Source organism: Sphingobacterium spiritivorum, assembly GCF_016725325.1.
In the GTDB taxonomy this organism is placed as follows: Bacteria; Bacteroidota; Bacteroidia; order Sphingobacteriales; family Sphingobacteriaceae; genus Sphingobacterium.
Genome location: NZ_CP068083.1, coordinates 286,057 through 312,035, shown reverse-complemented (window position 1 = coordinate 312,035; position 25,979 = coordinate 286,057). Strand labels below are relative to the sequence as shown.

Sequence of the window (25,979 nt, the reverse complement as noted above, 5' to 3'; positions counted from 1 at the left end):
AATAGAGTAGTGTTAATTTTGTAATTCAAATTTAGAAGTTAATACATCTTTGGAATTTGTTCCGACATATACTTCAAATTCGCCTGGCTCAGCGACAAATTCTAAATTTTCATTATAGAATTTTAAATCTTCTTCTGTCAAATCGAATTCAATTGTTTTTGTTTCGCCAGCTTTGAAAGCTATTTTCTGAAATCCTTTCAACTCTTTCACAGGACGGGTTACAGAGCCGACCATATCACGGATATACAATTGTACGACTTCTTCACCATCATATTTTCCAGCGTTCTTTACTTCGACAGTAACCTTAATTTTGCCTTGTTTCTCTAATTTAGAAGTACTTAGGCGAAGATTGTTATACTGGAAAGCAGTATAGCTCAATCCGTATCCGAACGGATAAAGCGGATCGTTGTCTACATCCAGATAGTTAGATCTGAATTTTTGGAACCATTTGCCCTGCTCCAAAGGTCTTCCTGTAGTTTTTGCATTATAGTATAATGGAATCTGGCCTACATTCTTAGGAAAAGTAGCCGGTAATTTTCCTGAAGGATTTACATCTCCGAATAATACATCTGCTACTGCTTTACCTGTTTCAGTACCTCCAAACCATACATTCAGGATCGCCGGTACATGTTCATTTTCCCAGGTCAGTGTTAATGGTCTGCCGGTAAAGAGCACAAGTATTACCGGTTTTCCGGTTTTTAAGAGTGCCTGTAACAGACGTTGCTGATTTGCAGGTATTCCTATTTCTGTGCGACTGGAGCTTTCCCCGCTCATTTCAGAGCTTTCTCCCAATGCTGCTACAATCGCATCTGCACCTTCCGATGCTTTGATTGCTTCTGCTATCAGTTCCTGTTCGCTGCGGTTATCACGAGGAATTGTACGGCCAAACATGGTAGCACGTTCCTGATAAACAGGATCTTCTAACAGATTTGTACCTAAGGCATACTGAATAGTTACCTTGTTACCCAATGCATCCTTCATTCCCTGTAAGAGTGATGGCGTGTGTTCCAGATCAGCGCTTACACTCCATGTACCCGGCATATTCGCACCTGTATTAGCAAGGGGACCTACCAGAGCAATTTTTCCTTTTTTTGTAAAGGGAAGAGTTTGCTTATCATTTTTTAATAATACAAATGATTTCGCAGCTACTTCACGGGACTTTGCAAGATGCGCTTTAGTGAGTATGTTATTTTTAGCACGGTTTACATCGCAGTATTTGTATGGATCGTCAAATAGTCCGAGTTTATATTTAGCTTCTAAGACTAATCTGCACGCTCTGTCGATATCAGCTTGTGTGACTTTGCCTTCCTGCAATGATTTTTTTAATGTTCCGAGGTAACCTTCACCTACCATATCCATATCTACTCCGGCTTTCAGAGAAAGTGCAGATACCTGTTGCAGGTCTCCCAGTCCGTGATCAATCAGTTCGTTTATGGCGGTGTAATCGGTCACAACCATACCCTGAAATCCCCATTGCTGACGTAGCAGATCAGTCATAAGCCATTTGTTGGCTGTAGCTGGTACACCGTTAATATCATTGAATGAAGTCATGATACTGCCAGCTCCTGCATCAATAGCAGCTTTGTAGGGCGGAAGATACTCGTTGTACATTCTGTGCAAACTCATGTCCGTGGTGTTGTAGTCTCTTCCGGCTTCTGCTGCTCCATACAGCGCAAAATGCTTGACACATGCCATCAGTGTATTATGGGCAGCAAGGTCATTGCCCTGATAACCTTTAACCATTTCGATAGCGATTTTGGAACTGAGATAAGGATCTTCTCCGTTTCCTTCTGAAAATCTGCCCCAGCGCGGATCACGCGAGATATCTACCATCGGTGAGAATGTCCAGTTGATACCATCTGCGGTAGCTTCTGTTGCTGCAATCTGAGCAGTCTGTCTTACCAGATTCATATCCCAGGAAGAAGCTAGTCCGATAGGAATAGGAAAAATCGTTTTGTATCCGTGAATAACATCCATACCAAAGATAAGAGGTATGCCCAAACGGGACTGTTTGACGGCCAGATCCTGAGCTGCACGTATGCGTTGTGGTGTACTCATACTAAATATACCTCCGATAGCCCCGGATTTGATTTTTCCTTCTACGCCCGTACTGACTGTACTTCCTGTCGTTGCTTCTCCTCCCGTCACCAGATTAAGCTGTCCTATTTTTTCCTCCAATGTCATTTTAGACATCAGCGTATTAATAAAACTGTCCATCTTTTGGTTGTTCTGCTGTGCTGTAACAGTGCTGGTCACGTACAAAGTACATATGGACAGCACTAATCGACTGTATCTGCTTATATTCATATCTATTGTCTTTTAAAAAATTATTACTGAACGTACTAAAAGTGCGGGCTTGTAAAACCAAGGCCTTTCAATCCTTTCTGTACATCAGGTGCGCCCATAAAGAGTTTCCAGAATAATCCTGTTCTATAGTTCTCAATCATGACTACGATAGGCCCCTGATCTATGGCAAGGTATCGCTGCGGAAACCAATTGTCTGTCTCGCTGTATGCATCATAGAAACCATATTGCCCCCAGACTTTGTTACCCAGATGCTGATTCAGGTATCGGGCAAACGCAATACTTTCCTTTGGTGTATAAGGCATTGATGAGAGGGCTGCTGTAGGACTGATGACACCATGATCATTATCTGGATGATGTGCATCGTAACCTTTCACGGAATAACTGGCTGTCAGTCCCCAACCTTTGTCTGCTCCGTATCCTTTATATTGTTTGGGGTTTTGTTCGGCGTGTGCAATATTGATTTTGCTGTGATTGACGACGACATCCCAGTAATTAGCATATTGATCTTTCAGACCTTTTGGGTCTAATCCCAGATAGGAGTAATGTTCCCAAAAAAGCGGACCTACACCGCCATTGGGTGCATTATGTTTGAGAATCATCGGGATATCGTATTTTTTAGCATCGGTTACGATTGCTCCGTCTCTTGCCCATCCCTTGTGGTAGGTAGATGCGGGTATAGGATGTGTAGGGGAGGAGGCTGCCAGTATATACGTGATCAGACATTCATCATATCCTTGTATGGCATGGTTCATACCCCATCCGTATGTTGGGCTCCAGTGCCAGAAAAGAACATCTTTTCCGTTTCTGAAGAAGTTCCATTCAATTCCTTTCCATAATGCATCTGCTTTGTTTGCAATTGCTTTTTCGGTTTCCGAACCGTTTTTATAATATTCTCTTACAACAATAAGAGCTTCTGCCATAAAAGCCGTTTCTACAATGTCAGCGCCATCATCTTGTTGACTAAACGATTTAGCTTTTCCGGTTTCTCCGAAATACCAATGTGACCAGGCACCTTTGAACCGGTCTATGCGACCCAGGTAATCCATGATATGATCTAATCGCTGAGCTCCTTCTTCTTTGGAAATAAACTGACGCTCGATACCTGTAATAATGGCCATGATGCCAAATCCGCTACCACCAATGGTAATAACATTCTGATCATTTTCCGGATAAGCACCATCTATATGTATGCGTTCGCGGGCCATGCCGGAAGTCGGTTCTGCGCCCTCCCAGAAATATTGGAAAGTTTGTTTTTGTATAAGTGTGAGAAGAGAGTCAGTAGACAGACTGTCTTTTGAGTCAATTTGTGTGTCCGTGCTCTTTTGCTCCTGATTTGAAAAACAAGATTGTAATATGAGGAGCGGAATAAAAAAAGTGTAAATAAGTGCTTTCAAAGCGGAGAGGTGTTAATTATTAATAATACAATATTGTGAAAGAAGAGCACAGACGGCTGTCTATGCTCTTCTTACCCGCACTAGTAGTTTGGATTCTGGATCAGAACACCACCTGAGCGGTCTATTTCATTTTGAGGAATAGGAAGGTATCTGTTTCTAAGCTGGTAATTTGTTTTACCGGCATCTTTGAAAGTTTCTGCATCGATATTCCAACGTATCAAATCGAAAAAACGTTCATTTTCCATACCTAATTCCACTTGTCTTTCATGTCTGATTGCAAGTCTCAATTCCTGTTGGTTTGTAGTTGTAACTTTCGGAAGGATAGCATTGTTGCCAGCTCTTGCCCGAACTCTTATCTGCTCTAAATAAGCCAGCGCTGCTTCCTGTTCGCCAACTTCATTTGCAGCTTCAGCGGCCATCAGGACAACATCTGCATATCTGATTACGCGGAAATTGAACCATTCTCCAGCCTGACTTCCTGTTGTTGTACGGATTTTAGGATCGGTATATACTTTTTTGTTCCAATATGCTCTTGGTACTGTTGCAGTTGCAGCAGGAATAAGTTCTCCGTAAGGAGTATTTACCTGGCCTGCATACAAAAGAGTTTCATCTTTCCGTGGATCTCCCACCTCGAATGCTTTTGCAAGTCTTTCATTCGGCACGTTCCAGCCCCATCCCAGGTTCATAGCACCGGATCCTCGTACTCCTTGTCTTCCTGCGTAGGTAATACCCAGATTTGTCTGTCCCTGTGCATAGTATGCTTGTATCTCAAATACAGATTCCTTACTGTTTTCAGAACTTTCTCTAAAAATCTGATTGTAAGCTACACTCAGATTATACTGGCCTGAATTGATGACCATACGGCTCGCTGCAAGAGCTTTACTATACTGTTGTCTGGCCAGGAATGTTTTAGCCTGTACGGCAAATGCTGCTCCTTGTGTAATACGGCCTATAAATCTGGATTCCCAGTTTAGCGGGAGATGCTGTGTCGCATATTCCAGATCGGCATCTATTAATGCGTAGATATCTGCAACAGGAGATTTTGGAAGAATACTTTCCTTCTGATCACGAACACGGAAATCAATTTTTGGCACTTCGCCAAATGCACGTACTAAGTTGAAGTAAGCCCATGCTCTGAAAAATTTAGCTTCTGCTAATCCTCTGGCAACTTCCGGACTCTGGCCGCCCAGAGAGTCAGCTGTTTCAATTGCTGTATTCGTCAATGCAATCAGCTTATAATGGTCTGTCCAGTAATTTCCCCATAACCAAAAGTTGGTCGTATATTGGAAATCATCCGTATTAGGAGCGGATCCGGCTTCATCACCTACGCTCGATCCGATTTCGGCATCATCCGAACGCATATTGTGTACACCTACATAGGGAAGACCACTCGTTCCTTCACTTCTTAACCCAGCATAGATAGCCAATACCTGACCTTCTAAGGATCCTGCAGGTAAATCTTCTTCTGTCAATTGTCCTAACGGCTTGCGATCCAGAAAATCTTTGGAACAACTGCTCAGCACCAAAAGTGCCACAAGAGCTGCCGATATATATGTTGAAATATTTGTTTTCATCACTTTCTAATTTTTAAAAATTAACATTCACACCTACAGTATAGATAGCCGGGATTGGATATGTTCCGTTGTCTACACCCACAGCGATTGCACTTCCTCCGATTTCAGGTGTATACCCTGTGTTTTTAGAGAAGGTGAATGGATTCTGTGCATTCAGGAATAATCTTAATGACTTAAGTTTTATTTTTTCCAGCGCTTCTCTCTTGAAGTTGTATCCTAACTGGATGTTACGAACACGGAAGAAACTGCCATCTTCGATAAAGTAAGAAGAGAATTCTCTGTTGTTGGTTCTTTTGGAATCCATAATAGGCTCGAAGTTAGATGTTCCTTCGCCTGTCCATCTTCCCAATCTGTCTTCCAGAAAGTTGAATGTGGAATACTGATTTCTGTTCCAGGTACGGATCAGCTCGTTTCCGGATACACCCATAAATTCAGTTCCGAAATCAAAATTCTTATAGCTTAGATTGACAGAGAAACCATAGATAAAGTCAGGAGTAGGATTTCCGATGATGGTTCTGTCCTGCGTGTTGATTGTTCCGTCGTTGTTGATATCTACATATTTGATATCTCCCGGTTTGAAAGCAGCACCTAGACCTGATTTCGGTCCTGCATCTACTTCAGCCTGATTTTGGTATACTCCATCAGTTCTCAAACCGTAAAAATAACCTACTGGTTGTCCGGACATAGTACGTGATACACCATTACCGGCAAGTATAGCGAAATCATCATTTACCAGATTAAGAACTTTGTTTTTGAGTGTTGTCAAGTTTGCATTTACACCCAGTTTCAGATCATCAGTAAGTTGTTGGTTCCATCCTGCAGAAAATTCAAATCCTTTATTTTGAATTTCTCCGGCATTTCTTAATATCGGTAAGAATCCGTTTACTCCCGGTACTTCTACCAATATATCTTTAGTTTTCTTGTCGTAATAAACAGCTTCCAGACTTAATCTGTTTTTCAGCATCTTAGCTTCAAAACCTGCTTCCCATGAATGTACGGATTCCCAACGTAAGTTAGGGTCAGGAGAATAAGCAGGAGATAATGCCGGATAGATATTATCTCCAAATGAAGTCGAACTACCTGAAACCAGTGTCGGATATACCGGATAGCGGTAGCCATCACCTGTGTTTTCATTTCCTAAGACACCCCATGAACCTTTGATCTTTAAGTTGTCAAAAAGTTGCTGATCCTGCATAAATGATTCTTCAGATACAACCCATCCTGCACCGATAGCACCAGAATTCTGCCATCTGTTTGATCCAAGGAATGCAGAAGAACCGTCTCTTCTGAAGGATCCGTTCAATAAGTATTTGCCTTTATAGTTGTATAAACCTCTTACGAGATATGATAATGTAGCACGTTCCCATTGTGATCCGCCAATAGATCTGGTTGTCTGATCACCCATGGTTGTGTAAAAGAAGCGCGGATCATTAGGAATAGGATCGCCGCTGCCCTGGCCTACATTGGTGATGATACCTTCATATCCTCTGTAGTAGGTTGTAAATCCGGCAGTAGCGGTCAGACTGTGGTCTCCCCAATTGTTCTTGTATGTCAGGAGCCAGTCACTCTGTGCCTTTTTGTAGGTGTTCTGTTCTTGTGATACACCGGTTGTGCGGACAAGTGTACTTGTTTTATCCGTACCCTGTATATTAGGGTCATATACGTTTACAATAGGTGTATAGCTTCTGATTCCGTTAAAGCCATAGTCATACAGGAATGAGGCTTTGGCAGTGAAATGCTCCAGGAAAGTAAGTTCTGCAAACACACTTCCTACCGCTCTGTATTCATCACTGATACGTGTATTTTTTCTGAGTTCCAGCCCAACCATCGGTGAGTAGATCTGTGGAGTCTGGAAAGGAGGTGTATTATGATAAAGACCGTATTCATCATTAAAAACAGGAGTTACCGGAGAGGCGATAATCGCTGTATTGATAAGGCCGCTCTGAATCTGTGGTAAACTTGCTTTATAACCGCTGAAGTTCATTCCTACTTTAAAATTGTCAGTAATTTTCAGCTCATCGTTGATGTTCAACGTTAGTTTTTTGTACTCTTCATGTTTGACTACCCCTTCTTCGGTGGTATAACCCAGACCCATATAGAATTTATTCTTGTCTGTAGCTCCGCTTACACTCAGGTTGTTGTAGTTTAAAATACCTCTTTGGAAGATCTGATCCTGCCAATCCGTATTTGCATTCCAGTTGGTATAGTCGAAAGGAGTTGCGCCTTCATTTTTCAGCTGCTCATTATACAGGGTTTTAAATCCTTCCGCATCCGTCATTTTCATACGGTGATTGACATCTTTAAAGCCTAGAGTAGAGTTGAAATTGAAATTAAGATCACCTTGTTTTGCGGATTTGGTGGAGATAATAATCACCCCGTTGGCACCACGTACCCCGAAGATCGCAAGGGAGGAAGGGTCTTTTAATATCTCCATGGATTCAATATCCGATGGGTTTAAGAAGTTAATATTATCATTCAGGATTCCGTCAACAACATAAAGAGGGGAGGCTCCGTTAATGGAGTTTGTACCTCTAATTTTTACGTTAGGAGCTCCTCCGGGTTCACCGCTGTTGGTGATTTGAACACCGGCTACTTTTCCCTGAATAGAGGCAATCGGATTTGGCGAAGGTTTGTCTGCCACATCTTTTCCGCTAACAGATGCAATCGAACCTGTCAGATCGCGTTTTGCGGCAGTACCGTAACCAATAACAACGACCTCTTCCAAAGCTTCGCTGTCGGAAATAAGAGAGATGTTAAGATTTGTCTGATTGTTTACAGGGACATCCTGTGTAACATAACCGATGTACCGTAACTGAAGTACATCCGTAGGTTTTGCCTCAATGGTGAAGAGACCTTCGTCATTACTTTGAACAGCGGTCGTTCCCCCTTTGATCGCAATTGTCACCCCGGCAATTCCGATTCCTGTCCCGCTGTCTTTGACAGTTCCGCTTATTGATATTTGCTGTCCGAACAGGGGGGTGGACAGAGATAAACTAAATACCAGTAAGAAATAAGTAAAAAAGTTCCTCATTTTTTGTTTAGTTAAATAATGAATTGTTTTAAAATGTTTAGTTAGTCCGCTAACCTGATTAAGTTATGATTTCGAATTTTCCTCTTTATAACTGGTTGTTATATTATTCGGGGATGTAATAAACACTTCACAAATATGTGATGTATAGCCTGTAAAAGCAAAGATGCCTACCTCAACATTATTACATCGTCAGAAAATGAAATCATTTAATTTGTTTTTCATTTTATTTAACTTATTAACAATTAAGAAGTTGCTTTTGTTTTAGTGTGAAGTTTTTCGGTGTTGTAAGTGTATTTTTTACACACAGAGGTGTGTGTGGTAATGATGTAGTCATTTAACACAATTTCACATCATATGAGAGGTGTCAGATGTTCGGTTTTTAGACCTCCAACAGGAATTCTGAAAGATTTTTTTCAGTCGGAATATTCAGTTTTTTGCGCAATCTGTATCTTCTGATTTCTACTCCTCTGGTCGTAATATTAAGCAGTGAAGCAATCTCTTTACTGTTCATATTCATCCTCAGATATGCACAAAGTTTGAGGTCATTCGGGACGAGCGCAGGATAATCTTTCTTTAGTTTTTTGAAAAAGTTTTCGTGTGCTTCATTAAAACTTTTTTCAAACAGATTCCAGTCCCGTTCATCATTATAAGCTTCGTTGATAATTTTGCTGATCTTCTTAACATGTTCGTTGGAAAGCTTTTTGCCGTCATTATCTTTCAGGCTGATCAGCTCTTCATGAATGGTGTTGAGCAGTTCATTTTTATAAACAATGTTCATAGCTGAATTTGCCAGTTCTCTGTTTTTGCCAGCCAGTTCCTGTTCCAATTGTTCATTTTTCAATTGAACCATCTGACGCTCTTTTACTTCCATTTCTTTTTTCAGCGTTTCTTCCTGCTGTCTGCTGAGTTTTTCCCTGAGTATTTTCCGATGTTTCTCAAGTTTATGTTCGTACCATTTTCTACCATAATGTACGCAAATGGCAAATAATAAGAAGTAGATCAGCAGTGCCCACCAGGTGAGGTACCAGGGTGGATTCACAGTAAATTCCAGACTGGTGACGTCTGTTATTGTGCCATCCGGCAGTTGTGCCCGGACTTTGAATGTATAAGTTCTGTTTCTGAGATTGGTGAAGTCCTTTTGATATTCTTCGGACCAGTCAGACCATTCCTGCGAATATCCTTCTAAAAAATATTGAAAGCGGACGGCTCTGGAGCTGTACCATGGAATTGCAAACCGGATACGGATATTGTTGGAACTGTAAGGAATGTTTAATTCCTCATCACTGTCTGTAAAAGCTTTGATTTCTTTGGTAATATTATATACACCCTGAATGATGGGTTTGGGTTTATATGATGACGCTTCAAGCTTAGTTTTGGGATTATAAAGCGCAAACCCATTGTCTATACTGATGAGAAACAGATTGGGACTTATCTGATTGATATTCTCATAATATTTCATCATTTGATTTTTCAATGTAGCAAATCTGGAGGAATCTATCTGAAGCTCTCCCTTAGGCATGAAGGTAGCATAGGCGATATGTCCTTTATTAATAAACCAGAATTGATTGGCCTGCGCCTGAATTATTTTGTTGGAATAGGCAAAAGAACCCAGTTTTTCATTTAAATAACGATATGGTGTAAACTTATCGGAGATATCGTCATATCTGTAAAAGCCAGAGTCGGTAGAAAAAATAATGCTTCCGTTGAGATTTGTAGGATGATTGCCTGTGCGGGCCGGCAATCCTTCTTTTGTACCGAATGCTTTTGTCTGTATAATATTTCTGTATGCAGAATCTGTAGTGATCAGGTTAAGCCCCTGAGCATTACTTACCCAAAACTGATTTTCGGATTTTTGCTCTATAGCACTGACAGGAAGATTCCGATTATTAATTTTGGTATCGAGTGTCCATCCATTATTTCCTTTCCGGAAGAGTGCCATTCCTGTATAATTTCCCTGCAGGAGGAGATTGCGATGTCCTTTTATTTGTTTTATCACCCAACCACCAGTCATATTCGATATTTTGGTAAACTGTTGTCCGGATACTTTAAATGTTCCGTCATTATGACCGCATATCAGTTCTCCGTCAATCACAGAAAGATCCCATACCTGTCCCTGGGATTGTGGAACTAAATTAAATTTCATTGGGGTTTGGGCGGTATTTGAAGACCATGCGCTATAGAACAAACCCTGATTGGTACCCAGATAGAGATAACCGTTAAATATTTTTGCACTATATACTGTACCTATACTTCCACTGTTGTCTGCATAGAAATATAGGGGGGATTGTATATCGATACGGGCTATACCATTGTCCAGTCCTGCCCAGATTTGCTTCTGTAGATCGGTTGTCAGCGATAATACGGTGTTGTTCTGTAAACCATTTTGTTTATTTATGTGCTGAATGAGCTGACCGTCTTTATTAATAATATATATCCCGTTCAGAATCGTTCCGTAAGCGTAGTAATCTTTAAATACCTGTATACCGTTATTGAGCTGTGCATTTTTGAGCTGCTCGTTGATTTCATTATTCCATGGACGGATACCGGACTGATCGTCATAGCTGTATAGTCCGTTTTTAGCTGTACCTATTAATAAAGACTGATCAGATAAAGGGAGAATGGAAAGGATAAGCTGATTTCGTAATACCTCATTGTCTTTCAGGGGCAGGAGTGACTTGTTTTTTAGTTCAAAAAGTCCACCTGGTAAATTTTCTATAAAAATGCGGTTATTCGCTTTGAATGCAAATAAGAATGGCTGGTTGTTTCCGCTTACCAAATCTATTTTGCCGTTTTCATAACAGTAGAGATTGGCAAATGACTGAAAGATAATTCGTTTCCCGTCAATGATGATTTTCCATATCTCGTCTTTCAGTATTGTTTCTTTACTGACCAGTTTACTTATACTGTGATAGGTAAGTTTTCCTGTTCTTGACTTCTCCCAATATCCAAATTCACCCATACCTCCGGTATAGATGCGCTGTTGCGGTCCCACAGTTACTGCTCTGACTGTAGATTTGTTAGGTAGCGTATGCAATGACCAGACCTGACCATCAAACTGCAGCAGTCCGTCGCCGTTTCCTACATAGATCACTCCGCTTGAGTCCGTCGCAACGGACCAGTTCTGATTTCCGGCATTATAATTGAATTTGGTATATTGTTGTACCCAGGGATGCCCGATCTTTGGGATCTCCTGCCCCAAAAGACTTTGGATACAAAATAACGTAGCAAAAAATACTAATATATTTGATTTGAAGAATGTCGACATATTACGTAATCGTTGCTCAAAGATACTGAATTAGAAGAAGGGGTTAAAATATTCAATTTCCCGGACTTCGGTGAATAGTTTTCGGGGGTCAGTAAAATAAATGGATTAAATAATAGATTTGTAGTAAATTATTAAGCATGTATGAATAGATATATTGCCTGTCTTGTTTGCCTTTTTGTCGTCACATCCTGTGGTATTACACATAATGTACCCTTAAATCAATCTCCAAATTCCTTTGAAAAGCCCAATATCAGCAATTCCTTTGTTGATCAGAATGGTAATTTTTACCCGGATAATTGGAAAAAATCATATGGAGCGCCTCCGGAGAATGGAAAGAAAAATGACTATTCTTTAATGAAGATTGCTACAGAACGGGGAGAGGGTGATAAGTTGCGCAGTTACGAAACGCAGCAACTGAAGCAGGTTGCTAAAAGACTGGCCAATAAGAAGCGTGTGTTTATTTTTGTACATGGATTTAATTCAGATGTACGGTCCAGTAATCAGAGTTATGATTATATCCGCAAGCAGCTGAATGTCAACTCCAGTCAGGACGAGGTTATACGATTTTACTGGGACGGACTGCTTACTAACAACCCTTTCAGCGGTGCAAAAATATGGTTTGCGGCTACTTCTTTTAGCCAGATGGCAGGTGAGTTCGGACTTCGACGGTTACTGAATACCATGCATAATAAGAATATCTATATTATCTCCCATAGCAGAGGTGCATCTGTCGTATTAAGTGCATTGAGTACACCAGTGTTTAAAGAGAAATTTGTGGAAGAGGTAAAGGATATCCATCATGTCGATATTGATGACGCAAGTAGTTTAAAGGAAAATAAGAATAATATTACCTGCATTATGTTAGCTCCGGCAGTGGGGCTGGCAGATTTCAGGCCTAAAGATTACCGGGAAGGAGACAGCACGTACTGTATATTCAGCGAGCAGGTAAAAAAGATTCATATTACCACCAACAATACCGATAAAATGCTCAAAAAAGTATTTGGATTTTTATCGGATAAACTGGAACCTACAGATCTTGGATATAAAGAGGATGTATATAATGTACTGTGCAAACACTACCCGTTTTTTGAAATGACGGATTTTTCCGGAATGGAAAGTCATGAATTCAAAAGATATATCCGCAATCCTAAGTTTAAAACTATGTTAAAAGAGCATAAAATAGGTAAAAATTAAATATTCTACCTACAGATAAAATCTTCCGAGCCGGTTGAGTTTTTCTGATGCTGCCATACCGTTAGGATTACAACCTGGTTTTCCTTCGGGAACTTCCAGGTTTTGCTTTTTGTAAAAAGCTTTCCAGAAGTCATCCGTTTTTCCTGTTTCGGGATCGATAAAGGTCATAGGTGCTAAACTGAATATCTGATTCTTTTCAAAAGCGCGGTATATAAAATCAGAACAGTAATAATAACTATCGTTCATGATATAGCTGCGGTTATAGGGTTTTCCAAGCATAGTTCCGGCTGTTTTCAGTGCAGCGGGAATACTAGAAATAAAAGGATCTTTTAGTCTGTACAGGATAAGAGCATTGCCTCCATCCTGTTGCTCTTCATAGAATTGATGAATTTCCTGACGTACAGATCCTTTTGTGCTGCTGGCATGCAGTACAAAAACGGAGTCTTTTGTCATTTCTATTATGCCGATATGATCAAAGAAAGCTGACTCACTTTTCTGGGTAACACGGTTAATGGCTCCCGAAAGATCCTGTTGTTGAGCACCCACAAAAATCAAATCTCCGCTTTTGATATCTCTTAAAGTTACTTCAGTGTCTTTTTTTTGCGCAAAGGATAATGTCAGCGTCAGGAATAAGCAGAATGTAGTCAAAAGTTTTTTCATGCAACAAAGATAAGTAGCCATACAGAACTAGTAAAGCTTATTTCTATTTATCCCGTTTTAACGTATTGAATAATCAGGCATTTTCCAATGCTGCTATATCAATTTTTTTCATACCCATCATCGCCTGTACGGCACGCTCCGCATTTGGAGATTTGAAAAGTAGTTTTTCGATGTTTTCAGGGATAATCTGCCATGAAAATCCGTATTTGTCTTTACACCAGCCACACATGCTTTCTTCGCCTTCTTTGGTGATGGCTTCCCAATACTGATCTATCTCATCCTGAGAAGTACATTCGATCACCAATGAAGAAGCTTGATTTGGCTCAAAATCCGGCCTGCCATTGAGAGCCATAAATTTCTGGCCTTTTATTTCTAAAAAAGTAACAAGCGGATTAGCGGACAGGATCCGGCTATCTTTGAAAACCGAGATGTAAAAATCTACAGCTTCTGTTGCGTTGCCTTCAAACCATAGGCAAGGGTACATCATTTGTTTCATACCATAAGGATTTATAAGTTCATTGACTTTGGAGGATAATATCAGATTGGTGATAAAAAAAGACATAGTCTAATGAGATTCTTTTAAAATAAATACGTTTCCGATTGGATCCTTGATCCAGTGCATGTGTGCAGGAATCTGTTCCAGATCGTCTTCAAATGCAATATTTGCGCGTTGTAAATGTGCTTCGGTTTCTGCGAGATGGTCAGTCAGCAATTCAAACCAGGCCTCTGTACGTGAGACTTGTTCTGTAGCATCCAGCCACAAAGTATTATCTCCGAAGACTACTTTTGTACTTTTCTTTACAGTAGGGTGGTCAGGGGTAAGTATTTCTGATGCCTGCAGTCCCAGTGTAAGGGTGTAAAAATCTACTGTTTCCTGATATTTTGAAACAGGGACTTTGATTGCAATGTTTTTTCCTCCTGTTATTTTCATAGGGATGTAATTTGTTTTAAGGGTTATCCGCCAGTTCGTGGATCTGAATTAAACAGTGCTGTAAGCGTTAGTCTTTCTTAAGACATTCCCGCACTTTTATTTACTTCAAAAATGCCAAATACATTGTTGTCAATGTCCAGAAAATATCCTTGCCAGCAACGACCGGGAATGGCAAATTTTGGCATTGCCACCTGTCCTCCGTTTTGTATGATCAGCGCAGCTATATTATCAAAATCATTCACTTCCATAGAACAGGTAAATGCATTTGTTCCGCAATTGAGCGGAGGGGTGTCTGCAGGTCGTTGAAATAATCCGCCATGTATTCCTGTGGTCTCTATTCTGTAATAAGTAATAGGAAGACTGTCTTCTTTTATAAACTTCCATCCAAAAATCTGCTCATAGAAATGAGCAGATTTTTCCGGATTCTCAGCTTGTATTTCAAAGTATACAACGCTGTTCATCAGGACATTTTTTTATTTCCTTCGAAATGGATCATCCAGGAAATTCCGTATTTGTCCTGAAATGAAGAATATAACTCAGCCCAAAATTGCTCACCTAAAGGCATTTCAATGGACTGCGCATCCACACTCAGTTTGGAATACAATTGTTTAGCCTCTTCAGCTGTCTGTGTATCCAGCATCAGGTAAGCATTTGTTCCTGCTGTTGCGCTGTGTCCAAAGTTTTGGATACAGTCTGATCCCATCAGCATGACAGATTCGTTAATCTTAATTGCCGTATGCATGATTTTGTTTTTGTCTTCATCCTGAATAGGGTATTCCGGATCAGCAGGCATATCGCCAAAACGGTAAACTCCTAAAGATTCCGAACCGAAAACGCCTTTGTAGAATTCAAAAGCTTCTTCACAATTTCCGTTAAAATTTAAATACGCGTGTAATAGTGCCATATCTTTTAGTTTTTAATGATTTATAATTCAAAATTAAAAGTCGTATTGACAGCTGTTTGTCAGCAGTCAATTATTATTTATTCATCTGATAAGAAATCAGCTTTTTTATTTTCAATCCGTCGAATTCAAAGACATCACAGAATACCGCATCGAGCAAATCTCCGGTTTTGAATTTACCCTGAACAGCCCCTTCGGCGATGACTACAGCACCCTCTTCTATCATCCTAAATACCTGAATGGTGGGAGAGCCTGTAAACAGGTCGTTTTCGATTTCCTTATCAAAAGCTTCTTTACCCTGCAGCTGAAAATAACCGGGCATATGCCAAATGACATCTTCAGTCAGGCATTCCAACACCTTCTCGTGGTTGCTTTCCCGAAATCCCTGCATATACTGCTCTACAACTTGTTTTGCTTTACTCATTGGTTATACTTAGTTTATACCGCTTTTTATCCGTTCGAAGCGGAATATTATCCCAACCTGCATATATGGATAATGCTTATTCAAATTTAAGGATGTCATGAAAAAAAGAACTTGTCATAGGACAAGTTCTTGTATTTTATTGTACGGCTTCTTTTCGGATACGGCTAAGGGAAGTATCTGTCACTCCCAGGTAAGATGCAATATGTTTGAGCGGTGCGAATTGAAAGATCTGGGGCTTACTTACTATTAATTGATTGTATCGCTGCAGAGCGGATAAGGATACCATTTCAATAGACCGCTTTTTCATAATATGTAAAGCGTACGTCATCCATGCACGGCCCCATTCACTGAATGCAGGTATGGTGTGATACAGCATCTGGAAAGTGTCATAGTCCAGTTTCCAGGCTTTGCAGTCTGTCAGACATTGTATATTTTCCTGAGATGGAATCTTTAGAAAAAGAGATGTCACCTCAATCACAATTTCATTGTCTCCAAAAAAATCTGTAGTAATCTCATTGCCCTCGTAATCGTGAACGTATGACCGTACCAGACCGCTTTCCAACAGATAATATTCATGTGTCAGTTTTCCTTCTCTTAAGATCATATCCCCTTTAGAGAAGTGAACCAATTCATGTTTGGAAGAGATGTTCTCCAGATCTTTAGCCTCGATGGCCGAATTCCGGTATACGTTAAACGGGTCTGATGTCATAGTGGTTTACTTTACTATGAAGTTAGAAAAATCCGGATAAATAAACAGTAATTATTATAAAGATTTTGGAGAATAAAGCGGTTCTTAAAAGATCCGGTAATCAGACGATTACTGTCTGATTGTAGCTTGCAGAACCTATCGAATTACTTTTATCTACGCAAAATAAATATTCCCATTATGTTCAGGAAGTACTGTCGCTTCATTCGCTTTGTAACCTGGCATCTCGGGGGAGACTGCAAATTTTCTTTATGATCTTTGTTGAATTGATTTAATTTGTGTTTTACTGCCTTTTTGTTGATTGTTTTTCATTTAAATATTTATAATGTTGATATATTTTTAATAAAAATTGAAAAATATTATGAAATTTGTTTTTTAATCCTTTACTTTGTGACACAGTATAAAATTAGATAGCAACTAAATCAAATAAGCATATGTGCGGAATTATTGGAGCATTCGACTTAAAAGATTCATCTGAGAAGCTAAGACCTCAGATTTTAGAAATGTCAAAACGTATTCGTCACCGTGGACCGGACTGGTCCGGTATTTTTACGTCCGGCAAAGCCATTCTTGCGCATGAGCGTCTGGCTATTGTGGATCCCAAATCAGGTAGTCAGCCTCTTTACAGTCCTGACGGTCAGATAGTGCTGGCGGTAAACGGTGAGATTTATAACCATAAAGAACTGAGAGCAACCTTGCCGGATTATGAATTTTCGACAAACAGCGATTCAGAAGTCGTATTGGCCTTGTATCAGGCTAAAGGACCTTCTTTTATAGAGGATTTAAACGGTATTTTTGCCTTTGCACTTTACGATGCCGGTAAAGATGTCTTTCTGGTAGCTCGTGATCATATGGGGATTATCCCCTTGTACTACGGTACGGATGAGCAGGGACAGTTTTTTGTGTCCTCTGAATTAAAGTCACTGGAAGGATTCTGTACACAGATGGACCAGTTTCCTCCTGGACATTATGTGTATAGTGCAGATGGATTAACACCACAGCGATGGTATCAACGGGATTGGGATGCTTATGAAACAGTTCAAGATGCAGATACGGATATTGATAAATTGCGTACGGCTCTGGAAGATGCGGTACACCGTCAGCTGATGTCTGATGTGCCTTATGGTGTTCTGCTTTCAGGAGGACTGGATTCTTCCGTTATTGCAGCTGTCACTAAAAAATTCGCGTCCAGACGTATTGAATCAGGTGATCAGGAAGAAGCATGGTATCCGCAGTTACATTCTTTTGCAGTAGGTCTTAAAGGTGCACCTGATCTTATTGCGGCGCAAAAAGCAGCAGATCATATTGGTACGATTCATCACGAAATTAATTTTACGATTCAGGAAGGTCTTGATGCAATCAGAGATGTTATCTATCATCTGGAAACATATGATGTGACGACTATCCGGGCTTCTACACCTATGTATCTCCTGGCTAGAGTTATTAAATCTATGGGTATCAAAATGGTGTTGTCCGGAGAAGGCTCGGATGAATTATTCGGAGGATACCTGTACTTTCATAAAGCGCCGAATGCACAGGAATTTCATGAAGAAACGGTTCGTAAACTAAAAAAACTATACCTGTACGATTGTTTGCGTGCTAATAAATCATTAGCTGCATGGGGTGTGGAAGGCCGTGTGCCATTTTTAGATAAAGAGTTTATAGATGTCGCCATGACGATTAATCCTAAAGATAAAATGATTAAAGATGGTCGTATGGAAAAATGGGTGGTACGTAAGGCATTTGAAGACTATCTTCCGGAGAGTATTGCCTGGAGACAAAAAGAGCAGTTCTCAGATGGGGTAGGCTATAGTTGGATCGATACGCTTAAGGCGCAGGCAGAAGAAAAAGTCTCCGATGCTGAATTTGCTACTGCTGCGGATCGTTTTCCGGTCAATACACCCAAAAACAAAGAAGAATTCCTGTACCGCACTATTTTTGAATCACATTTTCCGTCGGAAGCTGCTTCAAAAACAGTTCCTTCAGTCAAATCTGTCGCTTGCAGTACGCCTGAAGCTCTGGCATGGGATGCCTCTTTCCAGAATCTGAATGACCCTTCCGGCAGAGCTGTTGCCGCTGTACATAACGAAAGTTATGAAAAGGCCAAGTCGGAAGTAGCTGTGTAGCTAATCAACCTTTATATCTGTTAAAGCCAGAAACGAATGTTTCTGGCTTTTCTTTGTTTATGGTCCCTTCCTTCCGGGTGCCGGAATACGTATAAAATACGTCCTGTATTCTGGTCTTTTGTAAATTTTTGCTAACTTCCGTATATTTTAAAACACTTAACATTTCTTATGAAATTAACCTCTTATTCTACCTGGCTTTCTCCTGTTGCGGTCGCTTTAGCTATGTTTGCCGGTACCGGTGTGTTCGGTCAGGACAAAAAGCAAATGGTCAATGCTATTGTTCAGGAAGCAAATACAAATTCCAAACTGGAGGACTATGCTTTTGAACTTATCGATATGATCGGGCCGCGACTGGTCGGTAGTCCGCAAATGCAAAAGGCGCACGATTGGGTTGTCCGGAAATATACAGAGATGGGTGCTTTGGCACGTAATGAGCCTTACGGAGAGTGGCGTTCATGGGAGCGGGGACTTTCCAGTATTACCATGACGTATCCGAGGATCAAAGCTTTGGAAGGAACACAACTTTCGTTCAGTCCGTCAACAAAGGGGAAGGGGATTGAAGCGGAGGTGATTGTGCTTCCGGTTTTTAAATCACGTACAGAATTTACAAACTGGTTGCCTTCTGTGAAAGGAAAAATCGTAATGATAGCTATGAATCAGCCTACAGGGCGTTCGGATGCAAACTGGAAAGAATCAGCTACAGCAGCAGCTTATGATAAAATGCAAGCTCTTAAGAAAGAGCAATCGAATCAATGGGCTGCAAGTCTGGAGGCTACAGGCAGTACACGAAGGACGCTGGCTATTGCTCTGGAAGAAGCAGGGGCATTGGCTGTAGTGGATTCATACTGGACAGAATTGCCTGGTGTAACGCGCATTTTTGATGCTAAAACCAAGAAAATACCGGTTGTGGATATTGCGCAGGAAGATTACGGACTGCTATACCGGATGGTGACAAGAGGAGTGAAGCCCAGGATATTAATTCAGGCAGAGGCAAAAGAGCTTGGGGTCGCAAAAACATATAATAGTATAGCGGAGATAAAAGGTAAAGAAAAGCCAGAAGAATATGTGGTGCTGTCTGCACATCTGGATTCATGGGACGGTGCTTCAGGTGCAACAGATAATGGTACGGGTATCATCACGATGATGGAGGCAGTGCGTATATTAAAAAAAGTGTATCCCGATAATAAGAGAACGATTCTGGTGGGCAACTGGGGGAGTGAGGAACAGGGGTTAAATGGTTCTTCAGCGTTTGTAGAAGATCATCCTGAATTGCATGATAAGATACAGGTGGTCTGGAATCAGGATAACGGTACGGGCAGAATTGCCCGGATTTCCGGCAATGGATTTGCACAGTCCTATGCGTACATCGGCCGGTGGTTGCAGTATTTACCTGAGGCTTTCCGTAATGAAATCCAAACAACATTTCCGGGCCTGCCGGGAAGTGGCGGATCAGATCATGCTTCCTTTGTCAAGAAGGGAATTCCTGCTTTTATGTTAGGTTCTACTTCATGGGATTATGGTAAGCTTACCTGGCATACCAATAGGGATACGTATGATAAGATTGTATTTGATGAAGTTCGTCAGAATGCCGTTATAGTTGCTATACTGACTTATCTGGCATGTGAAGAACCGGAATTGGTATCCCGCGAGAAAATGATTATGCCTACAGATACAGATGGAAAGCAGATGCAATGGCCGACCTTATTAAATCCTAAACGGACGAGTGGAAATTAGATTTTACCCGGATGTAAATCCTTAACCAACTGTTGATATATGAAGAGTTTAAAATTATGGCTGGTATGTCTGATCTTTATTTTTTTATCACAGAAAGGGGAGGGCCAGACCTTTGACAGTAGCCGTAATTATAAGGTTGACTGGGCGTTGTTGGAAAAAAAGGGTAGTCAGCTTATAGGCATACGTAGTTTTACAGCTAATAACAAAACCTATTTGTTAGCTGTCGATCCTCTTACAATGCAGACACGTGTGGTTCTGTCTGATGAATATAAACGAACCCGTTCAACATTTGGAGATATCTCCGCACAATTTAATAAAATGCCCTATATCAGGAGTTTTGATCTCGTGCGGCGAACGGAACAGAATCTCCAGAATGCCGGATTGGATTTTCGTATGCCTAATGAGCATGGAATCAATCTTACTATTGATCTCTGTCCTTCGCATAAGCCATTTGACAGAATAATCTTTCAATCTTTATTCTCGGCCTTTAAAGGTAAATCCAGACGTCTTCCAGTCGCTATATCTGTTTCAGGAAAATGGATGCTGAAACATCAGGAGGATCTGAACTGGCTGAAAAACCTGGATAAAGAGGGGGCTTTGCAGATCACATGGGTTAATCATAGTTATTCTCATGTGTTTAGCAATCAACCGCTAACATCCAATTTCCTGTTGACTAAGGGTGCAAATATGGATGTGGAAGTTCTGGAAAATGAAAAGCTTATGCTTCGGAACGGGATACTTCCGTCTGTATTTTTCAGATGTCCGGGATTGGTTTCGGATAAGGCTGTGATAGATACATTATTGAGCTATGGTCTTATTGCGGTAGGTTCAGATGCATGGCTGGCCAAGGGACAGCATCCCGTAGCTGGCAGTATTGTGCTGATACATGGTAATGGTAATGAAGAGCTTGGTGTCAAAGATTTTATTAAGTTACTGCAACAGGAAAATCCAGCTATCCGTTCCGGACACTGGACTTTGTATAATCTTAGCGAAGGTCTGGAGCATGAATAGTGATAAATCATATAAAAATGGGGTTATCCAACCTTGTTGGACAGCCTCAATTCTATTGTAGTGGCATTGTTATAACTTCTCTCTCCTTTAGAAGGAGAGATGCCCGAAGGGCAGAGAGGTTAATTATAAAACTGCAAAACCTCACCCTAACCCTCTCCTTAAAAATGAGAGGGAATTGGTTTGTCAAATAATAAAAATAGGGTGTCTAAAAAGTTAGGTCAAATCCTTTGAGAATTGGATATCTGAAATGATGCTGTAGGGAGGTGCTTATAAATCGCATAAAAATGGGGTTATCCAACCTTGTTGGACAGCCTCAATTCTATTGTAGTGGCATTGTTATAACTTCTCTCTCCTTTAGAAGGAGAGATGCCCGAAGGGCAGAGAGGTTAATTATAAAACTGCAAAACCTCACCCTAACCCTCTCCTTAAAAATGAGAGGGAATTGGTTTGTGGAATAATAAAAATAGGGTGTCTAAAAAGTTAGGTCAAATCCTTTGAGAATTGCATATCTGAAATGATGCTGTAGGGAGGTGCTTATAAATCGCATAAAAATGGGGTTATCCAACCTTGTTGGACAGCCTCAATTCTATTGTAGTGGCATTGTTATAACTTCTCTCTCCTTCTAAAGGAGAGATGCCCGAAGGGCAGAGAGGTTAATTATAAAACTGCAAAACCTCACCCTAACCCTCTCCTTAAAAATGAGAGGGAATTGGTTTGTCAAATAATAAAAATAGGGTGTCTAAAAAGTTAGGTCAAATCCTTTGAGAATTGCATATCTGAAATGATGCTGTAGAGGGTTACGTACAAAATCGCATAAAAAAGGGACTATCCAATCATTTTGGACAGTCCCTTCCTTTTTATCAGTAAGACTGCGTTCTATTTTTTAAGATGCAGATCAAAGTACCGGGCAATTTTTTCGTACATATGGATACGGTCCTTGCCGGAAACATTGTGTTCATGAGTAGGGTAAAGGAAATAATCAACCTGCTTCCCTGCTTTAATACATGCTTCTATAAACTGCATACTGTTTTGCTGTACAACTACAGGGTCCTGTGCGCCATGAATAATCAGCAGATCACCTTTTAGCTGGTCTGCTTTGTTAAGCAAAGACGTTAATTTGTAACCTTCCGGGTTTTCCTGAGGAGTATCCATGTAACGCTCGCCGTACATAACCTCATAATATTTCCAGTCTATTACCGGTCCTCCGGCAACAGCGGCTTTGAAGATATCATTGTGATGCAGCATAAACGAAGTGGTCATAAAACCACCGAAACTCCATCCGAAAATACCCATACGTTCCTGATCTACGAAAGGTTTTGATTTTAAAAATTCGATACCTTTCATCTGATCAGCCATCTCTGCCTGTCCCAGTTGACGGTGTGTTGCTGTGGAAAATGCCCGTCCCCGCGCATCAGTTCCGCGGTTATCCATCGTAAATACGATGTAGCCCTGTTGTGCCATGTACATATCAAAATACCCGGCACCGCCTAACCATTTGTTACTGACCAGCTGTGAGTGCGAGCCTCCGTATAAATAGTACATTACAGGGTATTTTTTAGCTGGATCAAAATTCTCAGGATAAATAATACGACCTGTCAGCGGAGTGTTTCCATCTGCAGTGGTGAGTTGCACAAACTCGATTTTTGGATTATTAATTTTACCTGTAAACGGATTTTCAGCCTTAATCAGATTGCTGTTTTTTCCTGATTTTACTTCTTTGATCTGAATGATATTAGGGGTAGTCAGGTTGCTGTACTGATCAAGGACGTAGCTGCTGTTACTGTTTGCTGAAGCTGTATGCGTACCTGACTCACTGGTGAGTTGTATTGTTTTTCCGGATTTAAGTTCTACTTCGAAGAGCTGTCTGTCCAGTCCGTTATTTGTAACGCCGGTATACGTTACCTTATCTGCTTTTGCAGAAAAAGTAAGTAAATCTTTTACGATAATATCTTTGTATCCCAGTTTGCGAACCAGTTTACCTTCTGTATCGTACAGGTAAAGTTGATTGTATCCTTCTTTATCTGTCTGGTAAAGAAATAATTTAGGGTTGTTGGGGACAAAAGTCAGAGGTGTCTGTGGTTCTACCCATGTAGTTGCGGTCTCTTCAAAGAGTGTTTTGACAAATGCTCCGGATTTTGCATTGTACTTATTAAATTTTAAATGATTTTGTTCGCGGTTTAATACTCCGACATATACGTATTCATTGCCGGGATCCCATGTCACCGCAGTGAGGTACTGTTCTTTAGGCTCGCCTGTTTGTAAGTTGGTTTTCGTACCAGTAGCGCTATTATAAATAATCAGCGTTACTTCCTCAGACTTCATACCAGCCATCGGATAGCGTATTTCTTTAGCTTCAGCTACGCGTGGACTCCATTGTACAAGCGGATACTTGCTGACCATTGTCTCATCTTTCCGATAATACAGCAGGCTGGTGTTGTCAGGACTCCACCACATCCCTTTATTGATGCCAAATTCCTGACGATGGGTGTAGTCACTTCCGTTCACAATGCCGGCATCCTTATCGTTGGTTACTTCTGTTACCTTTCCGGCAGCATCCGAGATGACAATGTTGTTGTCAATCAGGTAAGCCACTTTCGAGCGATCAGCTGTAAGCTCCTTATTATTCCCTTTCGCATCACTCCCGATCAGCTTATCGATGCTTTTGGATTTGATATTATACGTCAGACTGTACGATTTTTCTTTACCGTCTACTTCCAGAGATAAAGTATTTTCATCCAGCCAGCTATAATTATAGGGAAACATTCTCAGCGCTATTGTTTCGTTTGGAAGCTTGCTTTTAAGTGCTTGCTCCAGATCAGATTTGGGTAATAATACCTGCTCTTTCCAGTTGTCGGACGCACTTTTGCTGATCAGATTCTGGTAGGTAGGATCGAGGTATGTAATGCTGTTTGTGTTGGGAATCCAACGGGGACTTACTATAGATGCAGGTGCATAGGTACGTGGACCAAAGACTGTTTCTTCTAAATTTAAATTCCTTTGGCCATATACCGCAGTGCTGCCGGCCAAAAGAAATAATAATGCAATTCTTCTCATTGATATGTGTTATGGAAGGTAAAATTATAGATTAAGGAAATAAAAACCTAAAGTTGTATAGAATTGTTGCAACAACTATTATAAGTTGCGTATCCATATATTACGATAGCTCACGAGATCACCATGATCTTGCAGCACGATAGGTCCTGCTCCGTGTGCCTTGAGTTTGGGAAGACCTATATATTCTGTCGTTCCTTCAATTTCTGTATTATTTTGGACCAGTATTCCATTTTGAAGTACAGTTACACGTGCTTTGCTGATCAGCATTCCGTCGTTATTAAACCGGGGTGCGGTATATATAATATCATAGCTGTGCCACTGACCTGCATCTACACGGGATTCTACCAGGGGGGGACGTTGCTTATAAATACTGCCGGCTTGTCCGTTGACATATGTCGGATTATCATTGTTGTCCAATACCTGGATTTCGTACAGCCCCTGTAAGAAAATTCCGCTATTTCCTCTTCCCTGACCTTTACCCTTAACAGTAAGCGGACTACGCCATTCTATATGCAGCTGGAAGTCATTGAACTTTTCTTTTGTCTGTATGTTTCCGGATGAAGGTTTTACTGTAAGTACATTGTTCTCAACAGACCATGTAGCTGTGCTTCCTGGTTTGTTTTCAGACTGCCACTGACTCAGGTCTTTGCCATTGAACAGGATTACAGCATCTGTGGGGATGCCGTTTTCAGAAGTAACTATTCTTGGTTTCGGATTATAGTATTCTGTGTCTTCAGGTTTGAATTGCGTCTGTGAAAATGCAGGCGGTAAGGAGAGACTTAAGCAACAGATGCTGAGAAGAACGGGATATTTTTTCATCAGTATAATTTGTTTTTATAATTTTTGGTAGAGCAATGATAAAGATATTTTTTCAAACGAATAAATATTTTTAGGTTTGCTACATGGCTACACGTATACAGACTATTGCGATCAATGATGCCCGGTTTTATGCTCCTGTTGGTTATTACGCAGAGGAAATTGTGACTGGAAACGAGTTTTTAGTCGATATTGAAGTGAGCTATCCTTATAAAGTACAGTCGGAAGATGAACTTGCAAATACATTGAACTATGAACAATTGTATGCTGTAGCTGCAAAGGTAATGAAGCAAAAAAGAAAGTTAATAGAGTCCGCAGTTGAGGAAATACTTGAAACGATAGTTTCTCAATTTGATTTTGTTGAGCAGGTGAATGTTTCGATTACCAAGGTTAATCCTCTTTTCGGCGGAGATCGGGCTAATTCCCGAATAGCACTCTCTTATTCCAAATAAAACGATACAATATTATCTTCAGGTGGCGCGAGTGCGTCTCAGTTGGTGAGGACACCAACTGACGCAAGTGTGGCTGGCGGGAGCGTGTCGCTCGTGTCCTCTATTAATCTATCACTTTCCAACCTCTCTGCCCTTCGGGCATCTCTCCTTAGAAAGGAGAGAAGTGGGATACCGAAGGCAATGCTGTTATTTTTTATAATCATTTAACTTTATCAACCTGAGCTGGTGCGAGCGTGTCGCTCGTGCCTTTTTTACACGGTTCAGCATTAATCAAAAGTGTTAAACGACAAAATGTCATTAAGTCGAGAGTTTAAAATGACATTTTGTCGTTAATTAAATTGATTTTCGAAGTGGTACAGCATTTGAATAAGTTGTAGAAAAACAAATAGAAAAATTAAA

The 25,979-nt window shown here is 40.6% G+C and carries 19 protein-coding genes; 5 read left to right on the top strand and 14 right to left on the bottom strand.

What is annotated here, in order from left to right:
• Positions 1-12: 12 nt before the first annotated feature.
• The 5 genes from bglX to I6J02_RS01065 all read right to left on the bottom strand — a co-directional run bounded on the left by bglX (position 13) and on the right by I6J02_RS01065 (position 11,571).
• Complete coding sequence (gene bglX / locus I6J02_RS01085; protein WP_317191826.1) at positions 13-2,307, bottom strand: beta-glucosidase BglX; 2,295 nt, start codon at positions 2,305-2,307, stop codon at positions 13-15.
• A 35-nt stretch (positions 2,308-2,342) separates the two neighbouring features.
• Positions 2,343-3,701: a glucoamylase family protein gene (locus tag I6J02_RS01080; protein ID WP_201680014.1), complete on the bottom strand. Its 1,359-nt coding sequence runs from the start codon at positions 3,699-3,701 to the stop codon at positions 2,343-2,345.
• Between the two features lie 80 nt (positions 3,702-3,781).
• Positions 3,782-5,275, bottom strand: a complete 1,494-nt coding sequence (locus I6J02_RS01075) for a RagB/SusD family nutrient uptake outer membrane protein (protein WP_236582244.1) — start codon at positions 5,273-5,275, stop codon at positions 3,782-3,784.
• A gap of 13 nt (positions 5,276-5,288) precedes the next feature.
• Positions 5,289-8,306 carry a SusC/RagA family TonB-linked outer membrane protein gene (locus tag I6J02_RS01070; protein ID WP_201680013.1) on the bottom strand — a complete coding sequence of 1,006 codons (3,018 nt, stop codon included), beginning with the start codon at positions 8,304-8,306 and terminating at the stop codon, positions 5,289-5,291.
• A gap of 379 nt (positions 8,307-8,685) precedes the next feature.
• Positions 8,686-11,571 (bottom strand): transcriptional regulator, encoded by a 2,886-nt coding sequence (locus I6J02_RS01065; protein WP_201680012.1) that lies wholly within the window; start codon positions 11,569-11,571, stop codon positions 8,686-8,688.
• A 141-nt stretch (positions 11,572-11,712) separates the two neighbouring features.
• Here I6J02_RS01065 and I6J02_RS01060 point away from each other — a divergent pair, with 141 nt between their 5' ends.
• Positions 11,713-12,765 carry an alpha/beta hydrolase gene (locus I6J02_RS01060; RefSeq protein ID WP_201680011.1) on the top strand — a complete coding sequence of 351 codons (1,053 nt, stop codon included), beginning with the start codon at positions 11,713-11,715 and terminating at the stop codon, positions 12,763-12,765.
• A 9-nt stretch (positions 12,766-12,774) separates the two neighbouring features.
• Here I6J02_RS01060 and I6J02_RS01055 read toward each other — a convergent pair whose 3' ends face one another.
• The 7 genes from I6J02_RS01055 to I6J02_RS01025 all read right to left on the bottom strand — a co-directional run bounded on the left by I6J02_RS01055 (position 12,775) and on the right by I6J02_RS01025 (position 16,390).
• Entirely contained in the window at positions 12,775-13,425 is a 651-nt protein-coding gene (locus I6J02_RS01055; protein ID WP_201680010.1) for a YiiX/YebB-like N1pC/P60 family cysteine hydrolase, read from the bottom strand.
• A 73-nt stretch (positions 13,426-13,498) separates the two neighbouring features.
• A complete protein-coding gene (locus tag I6J02_RS01050; protein ID WP_201680009.1) occupies positions 13,499-13,987 on the bottom strand; it encodes a VOC family protein in 489 nt (162 codons plus the stop codon).
• Positions 13,988-13,990: 3 nt separating this feature from the next.
• Positions 13,991-14,356, bottom strand: a complete 366-nt coding sequence (locus I6J02_RS01045) for a VOC family protein (RefSeq protein ID WP_201680008.1) — start codon at positions 14,354-14,356, stop codon at positions 13,991-13,993.
• A 77-nt stretch (positions 14,357-14,433) separates the two neighbouring features.
• Positions 14,434-14,817 (bottom strand): VOC family protein, encoded by a 384-nt coding sequence (locus tag I6J02_RS01040; protein ID WP_201680007.1) that lies wholly within the window; start codon positions 14,815-14,817, stop codon positions 14,434-14,436.
• Complete coding sequence (locus tag I6J02_RS01035; RefSeq protein WP_201680006.1) at positions 14,817-15,260, bottom strand: VOC family protein; 444 nt, start codon at positions 15,258-15,260, stop codon at positions 14,817-14,819. Before I6J02_RS01035 ends, I6J02_RS01040 begins: the two co-directional genes overlap by 1 nt.
• A 73-nt stretch (positions 15,261-15,333) precedes the next feature.
• A complete protein-coding gene (locus I6J02_RS01030; protein WP_201680005.1) occupies positions 15,334-15,681 on the bottom strand; it encodes a nuclear transport factor 2 family protein in 348 nt (115 codons plus the stop codon).
• Between the two features lie 136 nt (positions 15,682-15,817).
• Positions 15,818-16,390: a Crp/Fnr family transcriptional regulator gene (locus tag I6J02_RS01025; RefSeq protein WP_201680004.1), complete on the bottom strand. Its 573-nt coding sequence runs from the start codon at positions 16,388-16,390 to the stop codon at positions 15,818-15,820.
• A gap of 431 nt (positions 16,391-16,821) precedes the next feature.
• On the opposite strand from I6J02_RS01025, the gene asnB reads away from it, so the two are divergent.
• From asnB to I6J02_RS01010, 3 genes are all read left to right on the top strand, one after another.
• Complete coding sequence (gene asnB / locus I6J02_RS01020) at positions 16,822-18,513, top strand: asparagine synthase B (protein ID WP_201680003.1); 1,692 nt, start codon at positions 16,822-16,824, stop codon at positions 18,511-18,513.
• A gap of 168 nt (positions 18,514-18,681) precedes the next feature.
• Positions 18,682-20,247 (top strand): M20/M25/M40 family metallo-hydrolase, encoded by a 1,566-nt coding sequence (locus I6J02_RS01015; protein ID WP_201680002.1) that lies wholly within the window; start codon positions 18,682-18,684, stop codon positions 20,245-20,247.
• A gap of 39 nt (positions 20,248-20,286) precedes the next feature.
• On the top strand, positions 20,287-21,258 hold the full coding sequence (locus tag I6J02_RS01010; RefSeq protein ID WP_201680001.1) for a polysaccharide deacetylase family protein: 972 nt from the start codon (positions 20,287-20,289) through the stop codon (positions 21,256-21,258).
• Between the two features lie 876 nt (positions 21,259-22,134).
• Here the strand turns inward: I6J02_RS01010 and I6J02_RS01005 are convergent.
• Positions 22,135-24,312 carry a S9 family peptidase gene (locus I6J02_RS01005; RefSeq protein WP_201680000.1) on the bottom strand — a complete coding sequence of 726 codons (2,178 nt, stop codon included), beginning with the start codon at positions 24,310-24,312 and terminating at the stop codon, positions 22,135-22,137.
• 78 nt (positions 24,313-24,390) lie between these two features.
• Positions 24,391-25,131, bottom strand: coding sequence for a DUF1080 domain-containing protein (locus tag I6J02_RS01000; protein WP_201679999.1), 741 nt, complete (start codon positions 25,129-25,131; stop codon positions 24,391-24,393).
• 83 nt (positions 25,132-25,214) lie between these two features.
• Here I6J02_RS01000 and I6J02_RS00995 point away from each other — a divergent pair, with 83 nt between their 5' ends.
• Positions 25,215-25,580: a dihydroneopterin aldolase gene (locus I6J02_RS00995; protein WP_201679998.1), complete on the top strand. Its 366-nt coding sequence runs from the start codon at positions 25,215-25,217 to the stop codon at positions 25,578-25,580.
• Positions 25,581-25,979: the final 399 nt, after the last annotated feature.